This window comes from Bacillus benzoevorans (assembly GCF_014207535.1).
GTDB lineage: Bacteria > Bacillota > Bacilli > Bacillales > Cytobacillaceae > Bacillus_BD > Bacillus_BD benzoevorans.
The window spans coordinates 289,132-308,406 of record NZ_JACHGK010000001.1 but is presented as its reverse complement, the minus strand read 5'-3'; the positions used below and the strand labels follow the sequence as shown (position 1 = coordinate 308,406).

General features: G+C 38.3%; 22 protein-coding genes. 4 read left to right on the top strand and 18 right to left on the bottom strand.

The genetic code is table 11. The features are described 5' to 3' along the window. Positions 1-62 precede the first annotated feature (62 nt). On the top strand, positions 63-1,283 hold the full coding sequence (locus HNR53_RS01625) for a nucleotidyltransferase (protein WP_184521947.1): 1,221 nt from the start codon (positions 63-65) through the stop codon (positions 1,281-1,283). A gap of 13 nt (positions 1,284-1,296) precedes the next feature. On the opposite strand, the gene HNR53_RS01620 is transcribed toward HNR53_RS01625, so the two are convergent. Continuing rightward, positions 1,297-2,325, bottom strand: a complete 1,029-nt coding sequence (locus HNR53_RS01620) for a SepM family pheromone-processing serine protease (RefSeq protein ID WP_184521943.1) — start codon at positions 2,323-2,325, stop codon at positions 1,297-1,299. Further along, a complete protein-coding gene (locus HNR53_RS01615) occupies positions 2,322-3,113 on the bottom strand; it encodes a patatin-like phospholipase family protein (protein WP_184521940.1) in 792 nt (263 codons plus the stop codon). Before HNR53_RS01615 ends, HNR53_RS01620 begins: the two co-directional genes overlap by 4 nt. Positions 3,114-3,388: 275 nt before the next feature. Between HNR53_RS01615 and ylbJ the strand changes: the two genes are divergently transcribed. Then, entirely contained in the window at positions 3,389-4,591 is a 1,203-nt protein-coding gene (gene ylbJ, locus HNR53_RS01610; protein ID WP_184521937.1) for a sporulation integral membrane protein YlbJ, read from the top strand. A gap of 36 nt (positions 4,592-4,627) precedes the next feature. Here ylbJ and coaD read toward each other — a convergent pair whose 3' ends face one another. The 9 genes from coaD to HNR53_RS01565 form a co-directional block, all read right to left on the bottom strand. Further along, positions 4,628-5,116 carry a pantetheine-phosphate adenylyltransferase gene (gene coaD, locus HNR53_RS01605; protein ID WP_184521934.1) on the bottom strand — a complete coding sequence of 163 codons (489 nt, stop codon included), beginning with the start codon at positions 5,114-5,116 and terminating at the stop codon, positions 4,628-4,630. Positions 5,117-5,125: 9 nt separating this feature from the next. Then, positions 5,126-5,683 (bottom strand): 16S rRNA (guanine(966)-N(2))-methyltransferase RsmD, encoded by a 558-nt coding sequence (gene rsmD, locus HNR53_RS01600; protein ID WP_184521931.1) that lies wholly within the window; start codon positions 5,681-5,683, stop codon positions 5,126-5,128. 385 nt (positions 5,684-6,068) lie between these two features. After that, entirely contained in the window at positions 6,069-6,344 is a 276-nt protein-coding gene (locus tag HNR53_RS01595) for a YlbG family protein (RefSeq protein ID WP_184521928.1), read from the bottom strand. A gap of 115 nt (positions 6,345-6,459) precedes the next feature. Beyond that, positions 6,460-6,909 (bottom strand): YlbF/YmcA family competence regulator, encoded by a 450-nt coding sequence (locus tag HNR53_RS01590; RefSeq protein ID WP_184521925.1) that lies wholly within the window; start codon positions 6,907-6,909, stop codon positions 6,460-6,462. An 88-nt stretch (positions 6,910-6,997) separates the two neighbouring features. Continuing rightward, positions 6,998-7,402, bottom strand: a complete 405-nt coding sequence (locus HNR53_RS01585) for a hypothetical protein (RefSeq protein WP_246439187.1) — start codon at positions 7,400-7,402, stop codon at positions 6,998-7,000. Between the two features lie 199 nt (positions 7,403-7,601). Next, entirely contained in the window at positions 7,602-7,841 is a 240-nt protein-coding gene (locus HNR53_RS01580) for a YlbE-like family protein (RefSeq protein WP_184521922.1), read from the bottom strand. Positions 7,842-7,861: 20 nt separating this feature from the next. Next, a complete protein-coding gene (locus HNR53_RS01575; RefSeq protein WP_184521920.1) occupies positions 7,862-8,266 on the bottom strand; it encodes a YlbD family protein in 405 nt (134 codons plus the stop codon). An 89-nt stretch (positions 8,267-8,355) separates the two neighbouring features. Continuing rightward, positions 8,356-9,417: a CAP-associated domain-containing protein gene (locus HNR53_RS01570; protein WP_184521917.1), complete on the bottom strand. Its 1,062-nt coding sequence runs from the start codon at positions 9,415-9,417 to the stop codon at positions 8,356-8,358. A gap of 198 nt (positions 9,418-9,615) precedes the next feature. After that, on the bottom strand, positions 9,616-10,047 hold the full coding sequence (locus HNR53_RS01565; protein ID WP_184521914.1) for a CBS domain-containing protein: 432 nt from the start codon (positions 10,045-10,047) through the stop codon (positions 9,616-9,618). 299 nt (positions 10,048-10,346) lie between these two features. Here HNR53_RS01565 and HNR53_RS01560 point away from each other — a divergent pair, with 299 nt between their 5' ends. Then, positions 10,347-10,709 (top strand): YugN family protein, encoded by a 363-nt coding sequence (locus HNR53_RS01560; RefSeq protein ID WP_184521911.1) that lies wholly within the window; start codon positions 10,347-10,349, stop codon positions 10,707-10,709. A gap of 56 nt (positions 10,710-10,765) precedes the next feature. Here the strand turns inward: HNR53_RS01560 and HNR53_RS01555 are convergent, their stop codons facing one another. From HNR53_RS01555 to cyoE, 7 genes are all read right to left on the bottom strand, one after another. Continuing rightward, a complete protein-coding gene (locus HNR53_RS01555; protein WP_184521908.1) occupies positions 10,766-11,227 on the bottom strand; it encodes a DUF420 domain-containing protein in 462 nt (153 codons plus the stop codon). Between the two features lie 231 nt (positions 11,228-11,458). Further along, the gene (ctaG, locus tag HNR53_RS01550; protein ID WP_184521905.1) at positions 11,459-12,361 is read right to left on the bottom strand and encodes a cytochrome c oxidase assembly factor CtaG; all 903 of its coding nucleotides are present in this window, start codon (positions 12,359-12,361) and stop codon (positions 11,459-11,461) included. Between the two features lie 200 nt (positions 12,362-12,561). Next, positions 12,562-12,894, bottom strand: a complete 333-nt coding sequence (ctaF, locus tag HNR53_RS01545; RefSeq protein WP_184521903.1) for a cytochrome c oxidase subunit IVB — start codon at positions 12,892-12,894, stop codon at positions 12,562-12,564. 4 nt (positions 12,895-12,898) lie between these two features. After that, positions 12,899-13,528: a cytochrome (ubi)quinol oxidase subunit III gene (locus tag HNR53_RS01540; protein WP_184521900.1), complete on the bottom strand. Its 630-nt coding sequence runs from the start codon at positions 13,526-13,528 to the stop codon at positions 12,899-12,901. Continuing rightward, entirely contained in the window at positions 13,528-15,420 is a 1,893-nt protein-coding gene (ctaD, locus tag HNR53_RS01535; protein WP_184521897.1) for a cytochrome c oxidase subunit I, read from the bottom strand. Before ctaD ends, HNR53_RS01540 begins: the two co-directional genes overlap by 1 nt. Before the next feature lie 34 nt (positions 15,421-15,454). Beyond that, on the bottom strand, positions 15,455-16,513 hold the full coding sequence (gene coxB, locus HNR53_RS01530) for a cytochrome c oxidase subunit II (RefSeq protein WP_184521894.1): 1,059 nt from the start codon (positions 16,511-16,513) through the stop codon (positions 15,455-15,457). 257 nt (positions 16,514-16,770) lie between these two features. Beyond that, a complete protein-coding gene (gene cyoE / locus HNR53_RS01525) occupies positions 16,771-17,709 on the bottom strand; it encodes a heme o synthase (protein WP_184521891.1) in 939 nt (312 codons plus the stop codon). Between the two features lie 583 nt (positions 17,710-18,292). Here cyoE and HNR53_RS01520 point away from each other — a divergent pair. Next, positions 18,293-19,246 carry a COX15/CtaA family protein gene (locus HNR53_RS01520; protein ID WP_184521888.1) on the top strand — a complete coding sequence of 318 codons (954 nt, stop codon included), beginning with the start codon at positions 18,293-18,295 and terminating at the stop codon, positions 19,244-19,246. Positions 19,247-19,275 lie beyond the last annotated feature (29 nt).

Genomic DNA, 19,275 nt, shown 5'->3' with positions numbered 1-19,275 from the left:
ACCATTTATTTAGATAAAATAGAAAATATAATGAAACAATAGAAATTTAAGGAGTTTTTTCATTGAAAGCAACAGGCGTTATTGTTGAATATAATCCTTTCCATTACGGACATATCTATCATTTAGAACAAGCAAAAAAAGTTAGTGGTGCAGATGTTGTGATCGCAGCGATGAGTGGTAATTTCCTCCAGCGGGGCGAACCCGCCCTTGTTTCTAAATGGGCAAGAACGGAAATGGCATTGAACGGAGGAATTGATTTAGTTTTCGAACTTCCCTATGCATTTGCTGTGCAAAAAGCCGATACATTTGCAAATGGAGCTGTATCCTTACTCTCAGCCGCCGGATGTTCTTCCATCTGTTTTGGCAGTGAATCAGGCGATATCGAAGGTTTCTACGATACCTATCGATTCCTGAATCAGCATGATGAGAAATATAAAGCAGCGATCCACGCCTTTTTACAACAGGGTAATAGTTACCCTAAAGCACTTTCGCTTGCATTTGCAAGCCTGGAACCAGATAAACACTTAATTGATTTAACGAAACCCAATAATATATTAGGTTTTCAGTATGTCACAGCAGCCCAAAAGCAGCAAGCTTCGCTAAAAATGGCTACCATTAAGAGGAAAAATGCGGACTATCATGATGAACAGTTCACTTCTTCTCCTATTGCCAGCGCAACCAGCATTCGTAAAGCTTTGTTTTCCCGGACAAATGAGGGATCAGCTATTCAGTCATACGTACCTGACGATACGTATAGGCTGCTGACCAGCTATCAAAGGTCTTTTGGCAGCTTTCACAATTGGGAAAACTATTGGTCCTATATAAAACTATTGTTATTACAGACAACAGCTGAAGAATTAAAGGATATATACGAAATGGAAGAAGGGCTTGAAAATAGATTTCTTGCTTTAGCAGCAAAAGCAGAAAGCTTTAGCGAATTTATGAATGCCTTAAAAACGAAAAGATATACATGGACGCGACTGCAAAGGGCTTTGACGCATATACTTACCCGGACAAAAAAGACAGATGTAAAAATGGCGGAGGAAAAAGTCAGTTATCTCAGGCTTCTCGGTATGACTAGGAACGGCCGCGCCTATTTGAACCGTTACAAAAAGGAAATCTCCCTGCCGATCATCGTTAAGCGTGCCTCATTTGACGATCCACTGATCAGGCTCGATTCCAAAGCAGCAAGAATTTATGCTATGGGACTGCCGCAAAAATACAGGCAAAAGGCATTGGAGTTAGAATTTTCGCAGCAGCCCTTATATATTGAAAAAAAATAAAGCAATCTCTGCTTTATTTTTTTTCCTTTAATTTTCCCAAATATTCAACAGCATCATCAAAATGATCAATCGGGATAATCTTCATATCCGTGCCAATTTCTTTAGCGGTTTTAACAGCAGCAAGATAATTTGAATCCTTGTTACCTTTTTCATTTGGGGCGAGAAAGATTTCAGCACCAGCTTTATCTGCCGCAACTATTTTCTGCTCTATACCGCCAATTCTGCCAATTGTTCCATCGGGAGATATGGTACCGGTTCCAGCTATTTCGTAACCTTTTGTTAGGTCATCCTCTGTCAATTGATTATAAATTTCAAGAGAAAACATGAACCCTGCTGACGGTCCGCCAATTTCATCCGTTTTCACGGTAACCTCCGGCTTTACCCGTATTTTTTTATCCTCAACAAGACCAATACCTACACCGACACGCCCAATATTTTCGGCATCTTTAAATTTTTCAAGCGTAATTTTCGTATCATGGATCTCATCATTTCTCTCATACGTAAGAGCAATCGTATCGCCGGCTTTTTTTTCGCTGACATAATCAAGAAATTCTTTCGATGAAGTAAATTCATGATCATCCACTTGAAAAATACGGTCTCCCGGCTTAAGCTTCCCTTCTGCAGGCATTTTCGGTATGACATTCAATACATACACACCTGCATATTCATAGTTAACGGGTTTCCCAGCCTTTTTATAGGCCACTTCTATGGCTGCTAATTTAGAAGCATCCATTAAATGAAGCTGCCGCACATTGTATTCCTCGTCTGTTTCATTATCGCTCCTGATTTCAGCAACCGGATAGATTTTCTGATATTTGCTCCATTTCGCTATTGCATAAGAATAGACATTGGCTTTTCCCATGCGGACAGTTGTCAGCATAAAACTTCCTTCTTCATCGTGCCCGCCGTCAACCTTAATAATAGGTTCCAGTTCCTTTGCCATGCCCGGTCTAGAAACATAGTAGGGCAGCGAATAAAAAGATAAAGCTAATAATATAGCCATGATGATGAAAAATCTGCGTATTCCTTTATGGCCTTTCATCCTTGATGAGACCCCTTCCACTGTTCCATCGTTTTTTTTATTTGAGTAATATGCTTTAGAGCCTCCTCTTCTCCAATCATAATGATCTCATCAATATTAGTAAAGCTGCGAGAACCGTACTTTTCGGCTCTTGGACGAATCATAATATCTGATGCAATTTGTCTCTGTTCTGTCAGTTCCATTTGCATGATATCAAGACTCTGCATGATGACATCATAGATGGATGTAATTTCAGCATTTTTATTGATATGTGAAATATCAACAGCAATCACAATATCTGCTCCCATTTCCTTCACAACAGAAACAGGAATCCGATCAACAACGCCTCCATCCACCAGCAGACGTCCGTTAATTTTTTCCGGAACAAAAATTCCCGGTATCGAAATACTGGCACGTACGGCATCTTCAATCGGTCCTTCCGTAAAGACAACCTTCTTCCCTGACAAAAGGTCAGTGGCAACAACGGCAATCGGTACCATTAAATCTTCAAGCTTCTTCCCTTTCGTAAATACACGAATTAGCTCCTTGACTCTTTTCCCAGCAATAAATCCCATTTTAGGAACAGTAAAATCGAGATAATATTTCCGTTTAAAAGCTGTCGAAATTTTATACAGCCTTTCTATATCAATTCCAGCCCCATAAAAACAGGCTACTAATGAGCCCATGCTGCTTCCAGCTATAAAATCAATAGGTATGCCATTTTCAACTAATACTTTCAAAACCCCTAAATGGGCGAAACCGCGTGCCCCTCCCGAACCAAGCGCTAAACCAATTTTTGGCCGGTCCAAAAAAATCCCCTCTCTCATAGGTACTGTTAAATAATACGGATAGGTACTGTTAAATAATATGGTCTATTTTGCCGTTCTATGAGTATATTCAATTATATGGGGACAGGTCCAGCACTGCTTGTTTGGGATAAGGAGCAATAGCATTAGTATGAAAAAGTCCAGTCTTTAACCAAACAACACTTGGTGTCCTAAGGCGTACCGGCTTCACATTCATTACTATTTTACCATTAATTACATATTATAGACAGATAGTTTAGCTTGAGGGAGGATCTGAAGTGTTTCGTTCCAAATTAAAAAGCATTATTTTAGCCTTAGCTGCTTCATTACTGGCTTTATCACTTATCGCTTTTCCTCAAGAATCTGTTGCTGCTTCCGTTCGAGGACTGAATATGTGGCTTGAAATTGTTTTCCCCTCGCTATTACCTTTTTTTATTGTTTCAGAAATGCTGATCGGTTTCGGTGTTGTCAGGTTTATCGGCGTTTTACTGGAACCCTTCATGAGACCATTATTCCGCGTTCCCGGTGCAGGAGGCTTTGTATGGGCAATGGGCATGGCATCGGGTTTTCCTGCCGGTGCCAAGCTTACGGCAAGATTAAGACAAGAAGGACAGTTGACGAAAATTGAAGCGGAACGCTTGGCCTCTTTTACTAATTCCTCGAACCCGCTCTTTATTTTCGGTGCGGTCTCAGTAGGTTTTTTTGAAAATGCCAAACTAGGCATCATGCTTGCAGCAGCCCATTACTTAGGTAATATTACGGTTGGTTTTATTATGCGGTTTTACGGAAAAGATGAAATAAGAAAAGAAACAAATAAAAAAAACATTTCGCTTAGAGCAGCCCTTTCCGCACTCCATAAAACAAGAATCGAGGATAACCGGCCTATTGGAAAATTACTAGGTGATGCTGTCATGTCTTCAGTTCAAACATTATTAATGATCGGCGGCTTTATCATTTTGTTCTCTGTTTTAAATCAATTGCTGTTCCTTCTCCACATTACGCCTTTTTTTGCCAATACCATTACATTTCTTTTTCAACTAATCCGCATGCCGGCTGAACTTAGTATTCCCTTTATTTCAGGATTATTTGAAATTACATTGGGAAGTCAATTAATAAGTGAAGCCAAAGATACAGCATTAATGCAACAAGCTGTTCTTATAAGTCTGATTCTGGGATTCAGCGGTTTAAGCGTTCATGCCCAGGTGGCAAGTATCCTTGCCCAAACGGACATTAATTTCAAGCCTTTTTTCATTGCCAGAATTCTGCAGGGAGGATTTGCGGCAGTGTATACCTATATCCTTTGGCAGCCGCTTTATACAGAGGTATTTGACCACGAGGAGACACCCAGCGCAATACCAGTCAGCTTCCTGCAAAACTCCACCGTCCAATGGGCAGATATCGGGGCGCTGTTTACTATCTGTATCCTGGCTGTTTACGTTATGATTTATGCGAAAAGAATGGTATGGACAAAAAAATACTGAAAGACGAGCAATTCAGCCTGCTCATCTTTCAGTATTTTATTTATTATCAGAGTATTTCTCTTTTAAAGCCTTTTCTACTACCCCAGGAACTAGTTCAGAAATATCTGCCCCATATTTTGCAACTTCCTTTACGATACTTGAGCTTAAAAAAGAATATTGATTTCTTGTCATAATAAAGAATGTTTCAAGGTCATGGTTTAATAATCTATTCATCGAGGTAATTTGCATTTCATATTCAAAATCGGAAACAGCCCGAAGCCCCCTGATATTGGCTGTGGCACCTACCTCCCTTGCATAATCAGCCAACAGACCTGAGTAGACATCTGCTTCTACATTCGGATATTTCTTTGTTACTTCTCTAATTAACTCCAATCTTTCCTCAACAGTAAATAAAGGATGCTTTGATTCGTTATTTAACACAACCACATACAATTTATCAAAAATACGTGAACTTCTCGATATAATGTCTAGATGTCCATTTGTAATCGGATCAAAACTTCCTGGACATATTGCAATTCTTTCCATCTTCTCCTCCTACATTTTCCGATACACATAGATAGAAACTGTTGTGATCCCATATTGTTCATTTTTACTTTTCTCAAAATCCGTCATTTCATCAGGCATTTCGAATTCAGAGCCATGCTCACAAATAATGACTCCATTAGGATGCAGTAATTTGTTTTCAGCAATGATTTCCATTAATTTTTCCAACTGCTGCTTTTTATACGGGGGATCGAGAAATATATAATTTAACTGCAGCTCTCTTTTTGAGACCGCCTTTAAAGCCCTTTCAGCATCATTGCGGAAAATCTCCGCATATTGTTCTAAACCGCATTTATGTATATTCTCATGGATCGTTTGAATAGCATTTTTATCTCGATCCACAAAAATGACTTTATCCAGTCCTCTGCTTAATGCTTCTATGCCGAGACCACCGCTGCCAGCAAATAAATCCAGCCCTATTCCGCCGTCGAAATACGGACCAACCATATTAAAAATGGCTTCCTTCACTTTGTCGGTAGTTGGCCGGGTAGAATTTCCCGGAACCGCTTTTAGAGGCCTTCCTTTGCATTTACCTGAAACCACTCTCATAAAATCACCACAGTATTTTTAATTTCATTAACTTTTTTTCCAATCCTATCATACACTACTTATAGTTAAATTCAATTAAAATACTTACTGATAAAAATTATCATCAAAATTCAGGTATATCGCCCCCAATTATGGAAATAATAGTGATAACAACATCATTCGAGGATGTTGTTGCCAACCGCGGAGAAGACTTACGTTTCCCCATAAGTTCTTCCTCCGGTTTCTCCTCTCCCTTTACCTTCAATCCGTAAGGATATAGAAGGACCCTGCAGAAAATCTGCAGGGCTTTTTTATTATAGCATTTTATTTCAATTATGAATAGTCGAAATAATTTAGATATTTTCCCAGGAATAAATTTAAAGCGAGTATTGCCTGGATTCTCGCTTTAAATCCCCATCTTATAATCGTATTCCTTCGCTTTATCCGGTTTCGAATTTTCATACTCAATTTTTACATAAGGTTTAAAAGATGGTTCAACCTTTTTTACAAATGAATAGGTTTTTAATTTATTCATTAACTCATCGATTTCTTCCTGATTGCAGTATAATACAACATATTTTAGTCTTCTTGAGACATAGTGGACATTGCCGAATCTTCTGAGCATTTTTGCATGTTTAACGGAATTCAGCCAAACGATTATACCTTGCCGCTGTCCTATCATAACATTTCTCCTCATTTACATTTCTATTCTTAGTCTACACAAAAAACGAACTCTTTTCAATCTTGAGAAACGAAAAAGGAGCGGCAGCGAATGGCACACTCCTTTTAATCGTTAATTAAACTGAACACCCGCAGCTGCCACCGCTTCCACAACCGCCGCTTGAGCAATTTGAAAGACTGTCAAAAAACGGATTACCTGTAGGAACCTTAATATTATCGGAAACTGCACGTCCGATAATAACACTTACCTCGTCAAGTAAGCCCTGCAAGTCATTTTCGGCTTTGCGAAACTCGGCAACATGTTCATCCAAATCCATCTTTCGTTTCACTTCTCTTATTTCCCTCATTACTTTTTTGTAATCGGGATGATATTGACCAAACCGCTGCACTTCTTCATACTTTTCCTTCATCTCTATAAAGCCGCGGATTTTCTTCTGCGTTTCTTCGTTGTTCTTCAATTTATCTAAACATAATCTATAATAAGCGGCAATTTCCGATTGATTAATCATTTCCGCTATTTTTTCGGCATTTTCTAATATTAATACACTTTCGATAGTAGCAAGCAAGAAAAAACACCTCCGCTCCTATTTTAGCATGAAACAGAGTAAAAGCGAAATGCAGGTCCATTCACTTTGATGGCAGGTTCCTCCATTATCATTTGATTTCAATATCCATTACTTTTTCAGCCAAAGCTGTTTGCTGATTAGCTGCTTTCAATTCAAGCTTTATTTTATGCATTCCTTTATTGAGCCCTTTCACAATAAAAGCAGCATTGTTTACTTCTTTTGTTCTTTTACCATCAATATAAAGGATAATTTTTGCCCCCCCATTTCTAAACGAAGTCCCCTTTACCATACATTCAAAATATACATCACTGCCCCTAACTTGATGCTTAACTACAAAAGAATCATTCGACTCTATGGTAAGTCCTGATGCCTGTACTGCCGCTTCCTGCAGGATGACAAATTTCTTCGTTTCTGGTTCCGGTATATCCTTCTGGCACGCTGAAAGCATCATCAATATCATGAACAGTGTTCCTGCGTAAAACATATTTTTCATTACTATCACTCCTGTCATTTGTTTCGTAAAAAAACAAATGTCTAATAGACTAAATCTGATAGTAGTGTTTGCCGATCGTTGTATTTTTACTCTAAAATCCGTTTTGTGGGGTAAAAAATATATTTGCATGGAAAACAAAAATGCCAGAGTCTGAGGAGTTCTTCTCTCCTTAGTTCTGGCACTATCCCGTTATACTTCGCTATTTGTCTGCATTCATAGCCTGAAACATGCTCATCATCATAGTAGCCATTTGCACTCCATTGGAAAATTTCGCAACATGATGAGGGATCGTTTTTTTATAATAATGCAGCGCCTCAATTTCCATATTTTGCAATTTGTTCGGATCTCTTGTCAATCTTCTGTACCAGACAGGCTGCTCACGAAGGAATGCCATTAATTCCTTTTGCTGCTCCAAATACATATATACATCTTTTCTCATCTATCTTCTCCCCGTGAGAATCAATCTTTCCTAAATTGAAATGGATGATTTGGTTTTTGTGCTGAGACTTTTATGCCCTGACCGGCGGCTCCGCCCTGTAATTGCATGATTACATTCTGAATAGCTCCGAGGGCCTTGCTTAACTGACCTAATTGACCTTGAATTTGATTGGGATCCATCTTTTTCATTGACCCTAAAAAATGTGTCAGCCAATCTCCTCCTTTTATACTGGATGTATTTTTTTCAGTGTTTTTTTCTGCACGGTCAGCATCCCACCTGGCATCCTCTTCACCAAACAAGTACCAATCCTCATACAATTCCTGTAATGTTGCTTTCCCAGATCGCACTTCATCTATGATTTGGGGATTTTTATTGACAAACTCTTTAAATTCCTCAATCGACGGATGAAGCTTTTTAGTTGTCATATCCATTCACCTCAACCTAAGCAGTTGCCTATATTACTTTATGTATGGCACAAAAATTGGTGAATAGAAAAACAATCCAGCAGCACAGGTTACTGCCTTTGAATCATATCCATGGTGTAATAGTTTTTATAAACACCTGCCCCAAAATGGGTAAAGTCCGCATTCAGCAAATGATCGCGATACTCTTTATCGTTTAACCATCCTTCCAGTACATCTGCTGCATCAATGTAATCGTACGCAATATTTTCGCCGAAGCTTTGAAAGTTGACGCCCCCTGCTCTTAATCGCTCAGAAACTTCGCCATATTCCTCCGATGTTGAGGAGAAATTATTGCTTTCAAACATGTCCACACTATGGGAATAAGCAGCTTCTGCTATTTTTTCATCCAGCTGCAGCGGTTCTGCTTTATGGCGGATACGGAAAATATTTGCCATCTCATGAACTTGCATTTCTAAATCACGTTCTAATTTCTTCTCATCGATTTCGATGTCATTTGGCGGCTCTAATAAATCCCCTCGAAATAATAGTTCATACGGCCGTATTTTAATTAAAGTCGGCGCATTCATTAAACGAATACTCGATAATTCTCCAGTAAATTTATCAATGTATAATTGCACAAAAACATTTTCAATGTGAATAAGCGGATTGGTATTAATTTCTTCCTCGGATAATTCAAAATGATAAGAGCTATCTTTATATTCGAAACTGATATTCGTATCGATAATATTCATTGCATAAATGTCTCCAATGGACTGCCCAATGTAAAATGGACTAATATCAACATCCTTACCGAGTGCATAAACGGTAACAGCCTTTCCTTTATCCATTCCGACTTGTAAATACTCATCCTGATTCTTATTGTAAATCCACCAATCATACCCATAGGCAGATAGATCCACCCTTGAAGGTTCACCTAGTTGTTTTCGGACCTCCTTCTTTGTACTTCCAATTAAACGAAATAATCCTTCTGTTTTAAAATGGATTGCAGACGACGGCTGAATGTTTTCATCTTGATTTTCATCCGAAACTGTATAGTCCTGATTATCAGGAACCCCTTGATTCTCCTTATCAGATACATTTATCCAAAAACCAATAGCAGCTACAGTCACTAAACTAATCATAATTCGAATAAAAGTTTTTAAGAGACTCACCTCCTCGCTGATTCTCTTTATTCGTCCATAAATGATCATTGCTTGCCATTATTATATCATTCCAGCTTTTCAATTTGATAGCGTGATGATTTCTAATTTTGAGAGCATCAAAATAATCGTTCTGGGGGCTTTTACATTTGGAGGATGATGGAACCGGAATCCACGCTTTGCATACAGAAAAGACACCTTAAAGGTGCCTTAATGTTGGATAAAATCTTGCTGCTCTGAAATATCGGTAAGAGCACTTCCTGCCTGTTGGTCTGTAAGTTGATTTATGGCGAAATCTCCCAGACTTACGATACCAATCAAGCGTTCACCTTCTACTACCGGCAAGCGTCTAATTTGCTGCTGCGCCATTAAATGGGCCCCTTCCGTTACATTAGCATCAGGTGAAATCGTATACAAGCTGTCACTCATGATCTCTCCTACTTTTGTTGAACCAGGCTTTTTCCCGGCCACACCACGAACAACAATATCCCTATCCGTAATCATCCCAATAAGTCTTTCCTCATCTACGATCGGGATAGCGCCAACATTGAGTTCCTTCATTTTTACCGCTACCTCATAGACATTATCCAACAAAGAACAGCATTCAATTTCATCTGTCATAATATCGCGAATTCTTTTCATTTCCCACTATTCCTCCTTATCATGTATCAAGACATAATCTAGTCTTAAATGTTCTTCTTTAATCATTTTCTCCACTTCATCACGTATTATGCAAACTCAGGGAAAATCACCCCCTGTTCCTTCATCCAGGGCACGCCATCTTTATAAAAAGATTATCTTTTCAGTCATTTTTCTTCCCGAAAATGGATTGCAACTTAATCGCTTTTCCACTATTATTAAATTTGGGTAAACTTTGTTGTGAAATTAACAGAACCATTTTCATGATTGAATGAAACCGAGGTTGTTGGGAGGGGTACAGGATGAAATTTGAAAACACAGGATTTGAAGGGTTAAAAGCTGATTTAAGACGCCTTGATGATGTAATGCTTGAATATGGGCTAGTCAGAGAAAGCCAATGGGATTATGACAGGGTTACATACGATCGAAAATTTGAATTAAATGAAGGCGTTTTCTATCTTCGCGTACAAGGGTATGCAGTTGAAGGGGATGTAGGCGCAAATAAAGCGCTGGTACAGCTTTTGACTCCATTACTGGGCAAATATTATTATCCGCATGGTGTCGAGTATGGCGAAGGAGAAAACTTCCCTAAATCCTTAGTGACACAATGTGAAACGATCTTAACAAATCTAAAAGAAGAAATCAGCGCAATTGCAAAAAAATAACTTCTTTTTAGAAAAGGTGCCGCGGAAAACCGCAGCACCTTTTTTTAATGCCTTCTTTAAAAACCTAGTATCGCTTTAATGACTGAAGTTGTATCGCCGCCATGATAAAACACATACAATAATAAGTAAACAACTACACCTGTAATAGCTGTACAAAACCATATTACACTTGTAGCAGGACCTATCTTACGATGGAAGGCAAAGTTATTTTTAAACCCAGTTACCAGCATCATAATTCCTAGCACTGCTCCAACTGTTGCCAATGTTATATGGAATATTAAAAAGACCGTATAATAAATCTTAATATCCTCTGGTCCACCAAAGGCCGTATTGCCGATAAATATCGTTCTGCTGGCATAAATAAGGAAGAAAATAACGGCAAACAAAGCTGCCAGCATCATTGTTTTTTTATGCGCTTCTCTTTTTCGCTGACGGATTAAGTTCCAGCCAATCGCAACGGTTATTGCACTAATGACGATAAAAGATGTACTTATCGTAGGTAAAATTGGTAAGTCCATGATGATTGCTTCCTCTCTAATTATGGATTAATGGATCAATCGTACTCTAGCTATTATAAGTTTAGTGGAGCAGTATAGGGAATACAAGAATAAACAGAATGTTTTCACACAATTTTACTATATCAGACTATTCTTTTACGAAAAGTGTGACATTCCTGCTTGACATTTATTTTATCACCCAAATGAAACCTCTCAACTACATGAATTGAGAGGTTTATTACAGGACAATATTTATTTTATAGAATAGGGGTCCAGATGGGAAACTTGCTGCTCCTCAGCTTCCTTTTGATCACTACGGTACCACTCATAAAAAACTCTGGCCAGCATAGCACCATAAATGACTTCCTGAATGATTTTCATCAACACGCCGCCAAGCTGCTGATCATGAAGGAGAGACATAGAGGCAAACATTTCAGGACCATTTATATTTAGGTTCGCCAATGTTCCGGCAGGCACGCACAGCTGCATTGCCTCCATCCATGCTTCCGGATCTGAATAGGCAGCATACATCGGTTGATCATTAAATATGATCAGCGCGCATGCAGGTGTTAATAGGACTCCACTGGCAAAAATATAAGCTACTTTCTTTAATCCGGAAAGGGTTTGCAATTTTTCTATTTTATTCAACAGCGGCCACCACATAAAAAGGGAGAACAAGAATAGTACACTTGTGTAAGCTGCATGAAGCCACATATCTGTTTTCACTAAATCAAAAATCAGCGGCATATGGTAGAGAGAGAACATGCCATTAAATAGAATAAGGGCAAGTAATGGTTTCGTAAAAAAAGTGAATAACCCTTTCAAAAACCTTACAGACCAAATTTTCTGCCAAACCCATGCAGGTATAGCCACGATCAAAATCGGCGGTATTAGTAAATATAAAAATGCCATTTGAATCATATGAGCATAGAACATGATATGCCCCATTAAGTCTAACGGAGACCCTTTTATCACATAGAGTAGGATCATAGCCGAAATAAACAGCATCCCTTGGGAAAATGTCAGCGGCTTACTTTCTTTAAATAAATACCTGTATTTAATCGTCAGGACAAAATAGGAAATTGTGAATAGGACAACAGCGATGAAGAAATAAGGACTCCATAACGCTCGAAAACCGAATACATCCAATGTCATTTATAGACTCACCACCCTTTACTTGTTTATTTTCTATAACGATAGACCTCTCGTGCCCACCATCTATCATATACATCAATTATACTGTCACAATGGTAAAAACTCAATTTAACGTCCTTTATCTCATGTGCTCACGGTAAAAGAAAAGGGAAATCAGCACAGCCGATCCCCCTTTTTTATTTCTCCAATAAAATGCTTTCTTACCACCAGATAATCGTAACAAAGGCTAATACGGTAATAAAAGCAATTAAAATCCCGCTGAACATGTATATGGCAGCTACTTCATGCCCTTTATGACTCATATGCATAAAATAATACAACTGATAGGCTACCTGTACAACTGCAAGCAAAACAATGAATGGTACAGTAAACCATGGTGAAAATCCATCATAAGCAACGGCGGTAAACGAGGCCAATGTCAGGAAAATCATTAAGGCGAAGGTAATTACCTGATGTTTCATTTCCTCCGCATTTTTCTTCCGCCGATAGTGTATATCATTGTGGTTAACCGAATTTAATTGTTCATTACTCATCAGATTATCCCACCATCCCCATCAAGTATACAACCGTAAAGATAAATACCCAAACGACATCAATAAAATGCCAATAAAGGCTGGCAATATAAAATTTAGGCGCATTGTACAGATTAAGTCCTCTTTTTGCATTACGAACCATTAAGGTTAGAATCCAGCATAACCCAAACGCTACGTGAGCTCCGTGGAATCCCGTCAGTGTATAGAACGCTGAACCAAAGGCGCTGCTCGTAAAGGTATGATGAAATTCATGCACATAATGATTAAATTCATAAATTTCCAGCGTTAAGAATGATGCCCCTAATAAAACGGTCACTCCCAGCCACACCATCATCTTTTTAAACTGAAAATTCTTCATGTGATAGATGGCATAAACACTTGTTAACGAACTGGTTAACAGGATCATTGTAGTGGCAAAAACAAGCGGCAGCTCAAATAGGTCAATTGCGAGCTTATGGTCCGCACTTGGTACTTTATCCTTTAAGGCCAGGTATGTGGCAAATAACGTGGCAAAGAGAACCGTTTCGCCGCCTAAGAAGAGCCAAAAACCTACAAATTTATTTTTCGCTTCTAACGTTTGCCGTTCGGGTGCAGCAGGCCATGTTTCAGCAGTCCATTTTTCTTCCGCCATCATTATGCCTTCCCCCCTTTATCATTGCTATCCATTAAATCTTCTTTATGGATATGAAAACCGTGATCATCTTTTACAGAACGGAATGCCATCGATGCAAAAGTAATAACAAGCCCGATGATAAAAGTAATAACCCCTGCCGGATTTCCGAACACATCATCTTTTTCCATATTATATTGGAACATCGCACCAAATGCAGTAATAAACAATCCTAAACTAATCATAAATGGATTAAAGGAAGAGTTCGGCATATGAATATCTCCAAGCGGCTCAGCAGGTGTCAGTTCCTTTTTGCCTTCCATTTTTTCAATCCAGTATGGATCTAATCCGCGTACAAGCGGTGTTTGTTTAAAATTATAGAAAGGAGGCGGTGATGCAATTGCCCATTCAAGCGTTCGTCCATCTTCCCATGGATCGTTGCCTACTTTCTCATTTTTAACACAAGTAATAATGACATTGATCACCGTGATAATAACTGCGACTGCCATAACAAAGGCACCAATCGTACTAATTAAGTTCGCAGTTTCCCAGCCCTGATTAGGAAGGAAGGTAAATACACGGCGCGGCATCCCCATTAAACCAAGGAAATGCTGAATAAAGAATGTTAAATGGAAACCGATTAAAAATAACCAGAAAACAATTTTACCTAATGTTTCATTCAACATAGTACCAAACATTTTCGGCCAGTAAAAATGAGTTGCAGCTAAGAGAGCAAACACAACACCACCGACAATAACATAGTGGAAATGCGCTACGATAAAATAACTGTCATGGTATTGATAGTCTGCTGGTGCAGCTGCCTGCATAACTCCCGTTACTCCCCCCATAACAAAGGATGGGATAAATGCCACGGCGTATAACATTGGAGTTGTAAATTTTATGCTTCCGCCCCACATTGTGAACAGCCAGTTAAAGATTTTAATTCCTGTCGGAACCGCAATGGCCATCGTGGCCACAGAGAAGATAGCATTCGCAACCGGACCAAGTCCTGTTGTAAACATATGGTGAGCCCATACCATGAATCCCAAGAATCCGATTAACATGGTAGCAAAAACCATGGATGAATATCCGAATAGTCTTTTTCTTGAGAATGTTGAAAAAATTTCCGAGAAAATTCCAAAGGCAGGTAACACTAAAATATATACCTCAGGATGTCCAAAAATCCAAAAAATATGTTCATAAATGATCGTGTTTCCGCCGCCTGCTACATCAAAGAAATTTGCTCCGAACAAACGATCAAAGGTTAGTAAAAACAACCCGACAGCCAGCGGTGTAAAGGCAAATAAAATTAAAGTCGATGCGACAAATGTTGTCCAGGTAAACAAAGGCATTCTCATGAAAGTCATTCCTGGTGCACGCATATTAATAATCGTAACCAAAAAGTTAATTCCTGACATTAAGGTTCCGAAACCGGATATTTGCAGACCAATAGTATAAAAATCAATCCCATGCCCCGGTGATTCGAGTGATAGTGATGCATAGGATGTCCATCCGGCATCTGGTGCACCGCCTAAAAACCAAGAAAGGTTCAAAAATATTCCACCAAAAAGAAACAACCAAAAACCTAAAGAGTTTAAAAATGGAAACGCAACATCCCGTGCCCCAATTTGCAATGGCATAATCGCGTTCATAAAGGCAAACAACAACGGTGTTGCTGCCAAGAAAATCATCGTTGTTCCATGCATGGTTATAATTTCATTAAATAATCCGGCACTAACAAAATCATTATCAGGTTTCATCAGCTGGATACGAATCATCATCGCTTCTAATCCACCGATAACAAAGAACAGTGCCCCAGCAATAAAATAAAGGTGTGCAATCTTTTTATGGTCTACCGTTGTTAAATAGTCCCACAAAAAAGCGCCAAGCCCTTTTTTTTGTGCATAGGTACTCACAATTAGTCCTCCCTTTTACAGCATATTCCCCTTTTTAATCTTGTACTTTTAAAGTCATTAAGTACTTCGTCAACGCATCAAGCTCTTGTTCTGACAGTGCGTTATAAGCCCCTGTCATTTTATTGCCCGGCTTATAGCTTTCTGGGTCCCGAATCCATTTTTTTAAGTTTTCTTCATTATGTTCAAGGACACCGGCAATCGTCGTACGTTCACCAAAGTTTGTTAAATTTGGCGCTAACCTAGCAGCTTCAGGTGTTGCATTGCTTGGTGTAACAGCATGGCAGCCCATACAGCTCTTGTTAAATACGTCTTGCCCCTGGCTTGCCAAATCTGTTGCAGCCTGCTCAGGTTCTTTTACATCCTGCATATCCGCTACCCATTGATCAAATTCGGCGCGCGGTACTGCCTTTACTTTAAAATCCATTAATGCATGTGATGGACCGCAAAGCTCAGCACATTTCCCATAAAAAATATTGTTTGCTTCACTGGCTTTTTTGCTGTCGAATTCAAGCCAGAATTTGTTTGAATTATCAGTATTTACATCCACTTTTCCACCGGCAGCAGGAATCCAGAATGAATGCTTGACATCAGATGCTTTTAAGTTAAAGTAAACCTTTTCATCTGTTGGTACAACTAGTTCCTGTCCTGTTACGATTTTTTCATTTGGATACTCAAACTCCCACCAGTATAGGTTAGCACGTACATTTACGACGAGCGCATTGGAGTTTTGCTTATCCATTTCTTTCGTATCAGCTAAATTGAAGGTTGCAGCTACTGTTGGAACCGCAAGGATTAAAAGTAAAAGAATTGGAATAGCAGTCCAGATGATCTCTAATTTGTGATTTCCTTCAACTTGCTTTGGAATTTTGTTGTCTTTTCTTCGAAACTTTATTACGACTATTAAGAATATTAAGACAACTATAGCGATAACTCCCACCATAATAGCAGTACTTAAGGCCATTAGATCATACTGCTTTTTTGCTACTTCACCAGCTGGCCTTAATGCTGAGATAAAAGGTTCACCGCAGCCGGAAAGCATAAGCGCCAGCACCGATAATAACGGTATAAGACGCCAATTTGACAGTCTTTTCATTGCTTCATCATACCCCTCTTTCGTGATAAATTTCTTAAAAATATGGTAAAATTCTTTCAAACTTTAATATATAACTTAAAGCCAGAAAGAATCTCCTCACTACCTTATCAAAAAAACAGTATAATTATGTATTTGCATCCTATTATGTCTATCGTTCTCCTGATAACAGATAATGTATAGGTCTTATATGTAATTTATTTACATATAAGACCTATACACCACAGAAGTTTATTTGTCAATTTTTTAGCAAAAAAACATTATATGAGTGTGACAATTACCATAGCGACAAATATGATAGTAAGATATTGTAATGAATAGATGAACATGACTCTTGCCCATTTCATGTCGTCTTTAAACTTATTTGTATAAATACCAGCTAAAATCCAGCCGATATTTAAGACACTTGCAAGGATCACAAATGGCAAACCTAATTCAGACATGAAAAAAGGAAGAGGTATCAACGCAGCTATCCAACAATAAATATGAATTTTGGTTGTCGCAAATCCCTTGACTACTGGAAGCATCGGAATACCGGCTTTGCGATATTCTTCAGAACGCCTCATAGCTAGTGCATAAAAGTGCGGCGGCTGCCAGGCAAACATAATCAAAAATAACATCCAGGCCATAATATCTAGATTTGGATCTACTGCAGCCCAGCCAATTAACGGCGGAACCGCTCCGGAAACACTGCCGACAATTGTATTTGAAACATGACGACGCTTAGACCACATAGAATATACTACTACATAACTAAAAACACCAATGAGGCCGATAACAGCCGCAGTAATGGTTGTTAACAATAAAAAGATAAGTCCAATTAAAATCAATCCAATACCCATGACAGCTACTTTAAAAGGTTTTACTTTTCCTGTTACTGTCGGTCTTGATTTTGTTCGCTCCATAAGATGATCAATATCACGATCAATATAGTTATTCAGCGAACAGGACCCGGCCATGATAAGTGCTGAACCTATCATAGAATAAAATAAAATATCTAGATTTGCAAAAAACCCCTTATCTAAAAACTGTAAAGCTAACCAGAAACCTGTAAATGCAGTAATTAGGTTCGAATTGACAATACCAATTTTTATCAATGCAAGAAAATCTTTCCACATAGTTGTTTTCGGTATGTCTGTTGCTAGAGAACCTTTATCTCCAGGTATGACCGCTTTTGTAAGTGTCCTCGAATTAGACATAACTCTTCCTCCCTTTTTCGCTATTACAAATATCACACCTTCCCTTATTATTAATATAAGCCATTCTAAGCAACAATTCCATCCTTGCTTTTCATGCCAATATTTCGGGAATGCAAAGTAATAACGATTGCGGATTCTTATATTACTACAATTACAATGTTGTTAATTACCGACATTTTAATCAATTTCGGACCTTTCTTGTCTATTAAAACATATTATACCCTGTTTTGTGAATTTTTTTTGTATAATTTGTGAAAAAATAATGACAAATGAAATTATTTCTCTTTAAAATGTGTCGTTTTAGTGACATAATAAAAAAACAATTCCAAGTTTACCATCAGGCTTTTCCTGCATCTTTCATTAAATTTTATGAATAAGTAAACTTGTGAATAAAAACTTCTAAAAACTGTCACAATTTTTTCAGCTATTTTACCAATTATTCTATGAATTTTAAAGGAAAAAGCTATATTTTTCAATAAATTCAAAATATTTTCCCTATATGATCTTTCATATTTTTATAAAATCGGATATGATCAACTAGATTATAATTTTTGTTGAACTAATAGTAAGTAGGTGAAAAGGTTTGCATCGTGCTCTCAAATGGTTATCTGTTTTAACTACAATTGGAATGCTCTTTATTTTAATTGGAGGTGCACTGGTTACCAAAACAGAATCAGGAATGGGCTGCGGACGCTCTTGGCCGCTTTGCCACGGAAAGCTTGTTCCCGATGAAATAACCAGTGAATTAATTATTGAATTAGCCCATCGTGTGGTATCCGGCTCTGTCGGCTTATTGGTCATCGTTTTATCGATAATGGCATGGCGCACGATTGGACATATCCGAGAAACCAAATTTTTGACTGTAAGTTCTATTCTCTTTTTAGTCTTACAGGGTCTTCTTGGTGCAGCAGCAGTAAAATGGGGTCAATCAGATTTTATCCTTGCGCTCCACTTTGGAATATCGTTGATTTCTTTCGCCACTGTATTTCTGTTAACTCTGCTCATTTTTGAAATAGATAAAAAATTTGATGCTGAGAAATTGATTCTTGATGTCCGATTAAAAAAGCATATTTTTGCTGTTACGATTTACAGTTATTTCGTTGTTTACACAGGTGCACTTGTGCGTCATGTGAATGCAAGCCATGTGTGCCGTGATTGGCCGCTATGCCGTAATGATCAATTAATTCTTCCGACCAACCTTTACGAATGGGTTCAAATGGGTCATCGAGCTGCAGCAGGATTTATCTTTATTTGGATTTGTTATATTACCTTTTTTGCAGTGAAAAATTATCGGCAGCAAAAAGTTATTTATTGGGGTTGGATCATCTCTTTTATACTAGTTTCTTTACAGGTCATTGCAGGTGCTTTCATCGTCATTCTGCCGCTTTACAGTCTGTATATTGCGCTTGCCCACGCACTATTCATTACATGTTTATTTGGAATGTTGAGCTATTTTGTTCTGCTCTCATACAGAAGTAAAATAAACGCAAATGTGTCTCAACAGCACTCTACGAATAAAGAATCATTGTCGAAGTAAAAAAGAGCTGCGAATTCGCAGCTCTTTTT

What these genes read in the sequence shown, in the direction of transcription:
- ctaF (WP_184521903.1), bottom strand. Translation starts at nt 12,894, where the DNA reads ATGAGTAATGAACAATTAAATTCGGTTAACCACAATGATATACACTAT.
- HNR53_RS01620 (WP_184521943.1), bottom strand. Translation starts at nt 2,325, where the DNA reads ATGAAAGGCCATAAAGGAATACGCAGATTTTTCATCATCATGGCTATA.
- HNR53_RS01595 (WP_184521928.1), bottom strand. Translation starts at nt 6,344, where the DNA reads ATGATAGGACAGCGGCAAGGTATAATCGTTTGGCTGAATTCCGTTAAA.
- coaD (WP_184521934.1), bottom strand. Translation starts at nt 5,116, where the DNA reads ATGGAAAGAATTGCAATATGTCCAGGAAGTTTTGATCCGATTACAAAT.
- HNR53_RS01580 (WP_184521922.1), bottom strand. Translation starts at nt 7,841, where the DNA reads ATGAGAAAAGATGTATATATGTATTTGGAGCAGCAAAAGGAATTAATG.
- HNR53_RS01585 (WP_246439187.1), bottom strand. Translation starts at nt 7,402, where the DNA reads ATGAAAAATATGTTTTACGCAGGAACACTGTTCATGATATTGATGATG.
- HNR53_RS01575 (WP_184521920.1), bottom strand. Translation starts at nt 8,266, where the DNA reads ATGACAACTAAAAAGCTTCATCCGTCGATTGAGGAATTTAAAGAGTTT.
- HNR53_RS01555 (WP_184521908.1), bottom strand. Translation starts at nt 11,227, where the DNA reads ATGGACTTACCAATTTTACCTACGATAAGTACATCTTTTATCGTCATT.
- ctaG (WP_184521905.1), bottom strand. Translation starts at nt 12,361, where the DNA reads ATGACATTGGATGTATTCGGTTTTCGAGCGTTATGGAGTCCTTATTTC.
- HNR53_RS01560 (WP_184521911.1), top strand. Translation starts at nt 10,347, where the DNA reads ATGAAATTTGAAAACACAGGATTTGAAGGGTTAAAAGCTGATTTAAGA.
- coxB (WP_184521894.1), bottom strand. Translation starts at nt 16,513, where the DNA reads ATGAAAAGACTGTCAAATTGGCGTCTTATACCGTTATTATCGGTGCTG.
- HNR53_RS01565 (WP_184521914.1), bottom strand. Translation starts at nt 10,047, where the DNA reads ATGAAAAGAATTCGCGATATTATGACAGATGAAATTGAATGCTGTTCT.
- HNR53_RS01540 (WP_184521900.1), bottom strand. Translation starts at nt 13,528, where the DNA reads ATGATGGCGGAAGAAAAATGGACTGCTGAAACATGGCCTGCTGCACCC.
- cyoE (WP_184521891.1), bottom strand. Translation starts at nt 17,709, where the DNA reads ATGTCTAATTCGAGGACACTTACAAAAGCGGTCATACCTGGAGATAAA.
- rsmD (WP_184521931.1), bottom strand. Translation starts at nt 5,683, where the DNA reads ATGAGAGTGGTTTCAGGTAAATGCAAAGGAAGGCCTCTAAAAGCGGTT.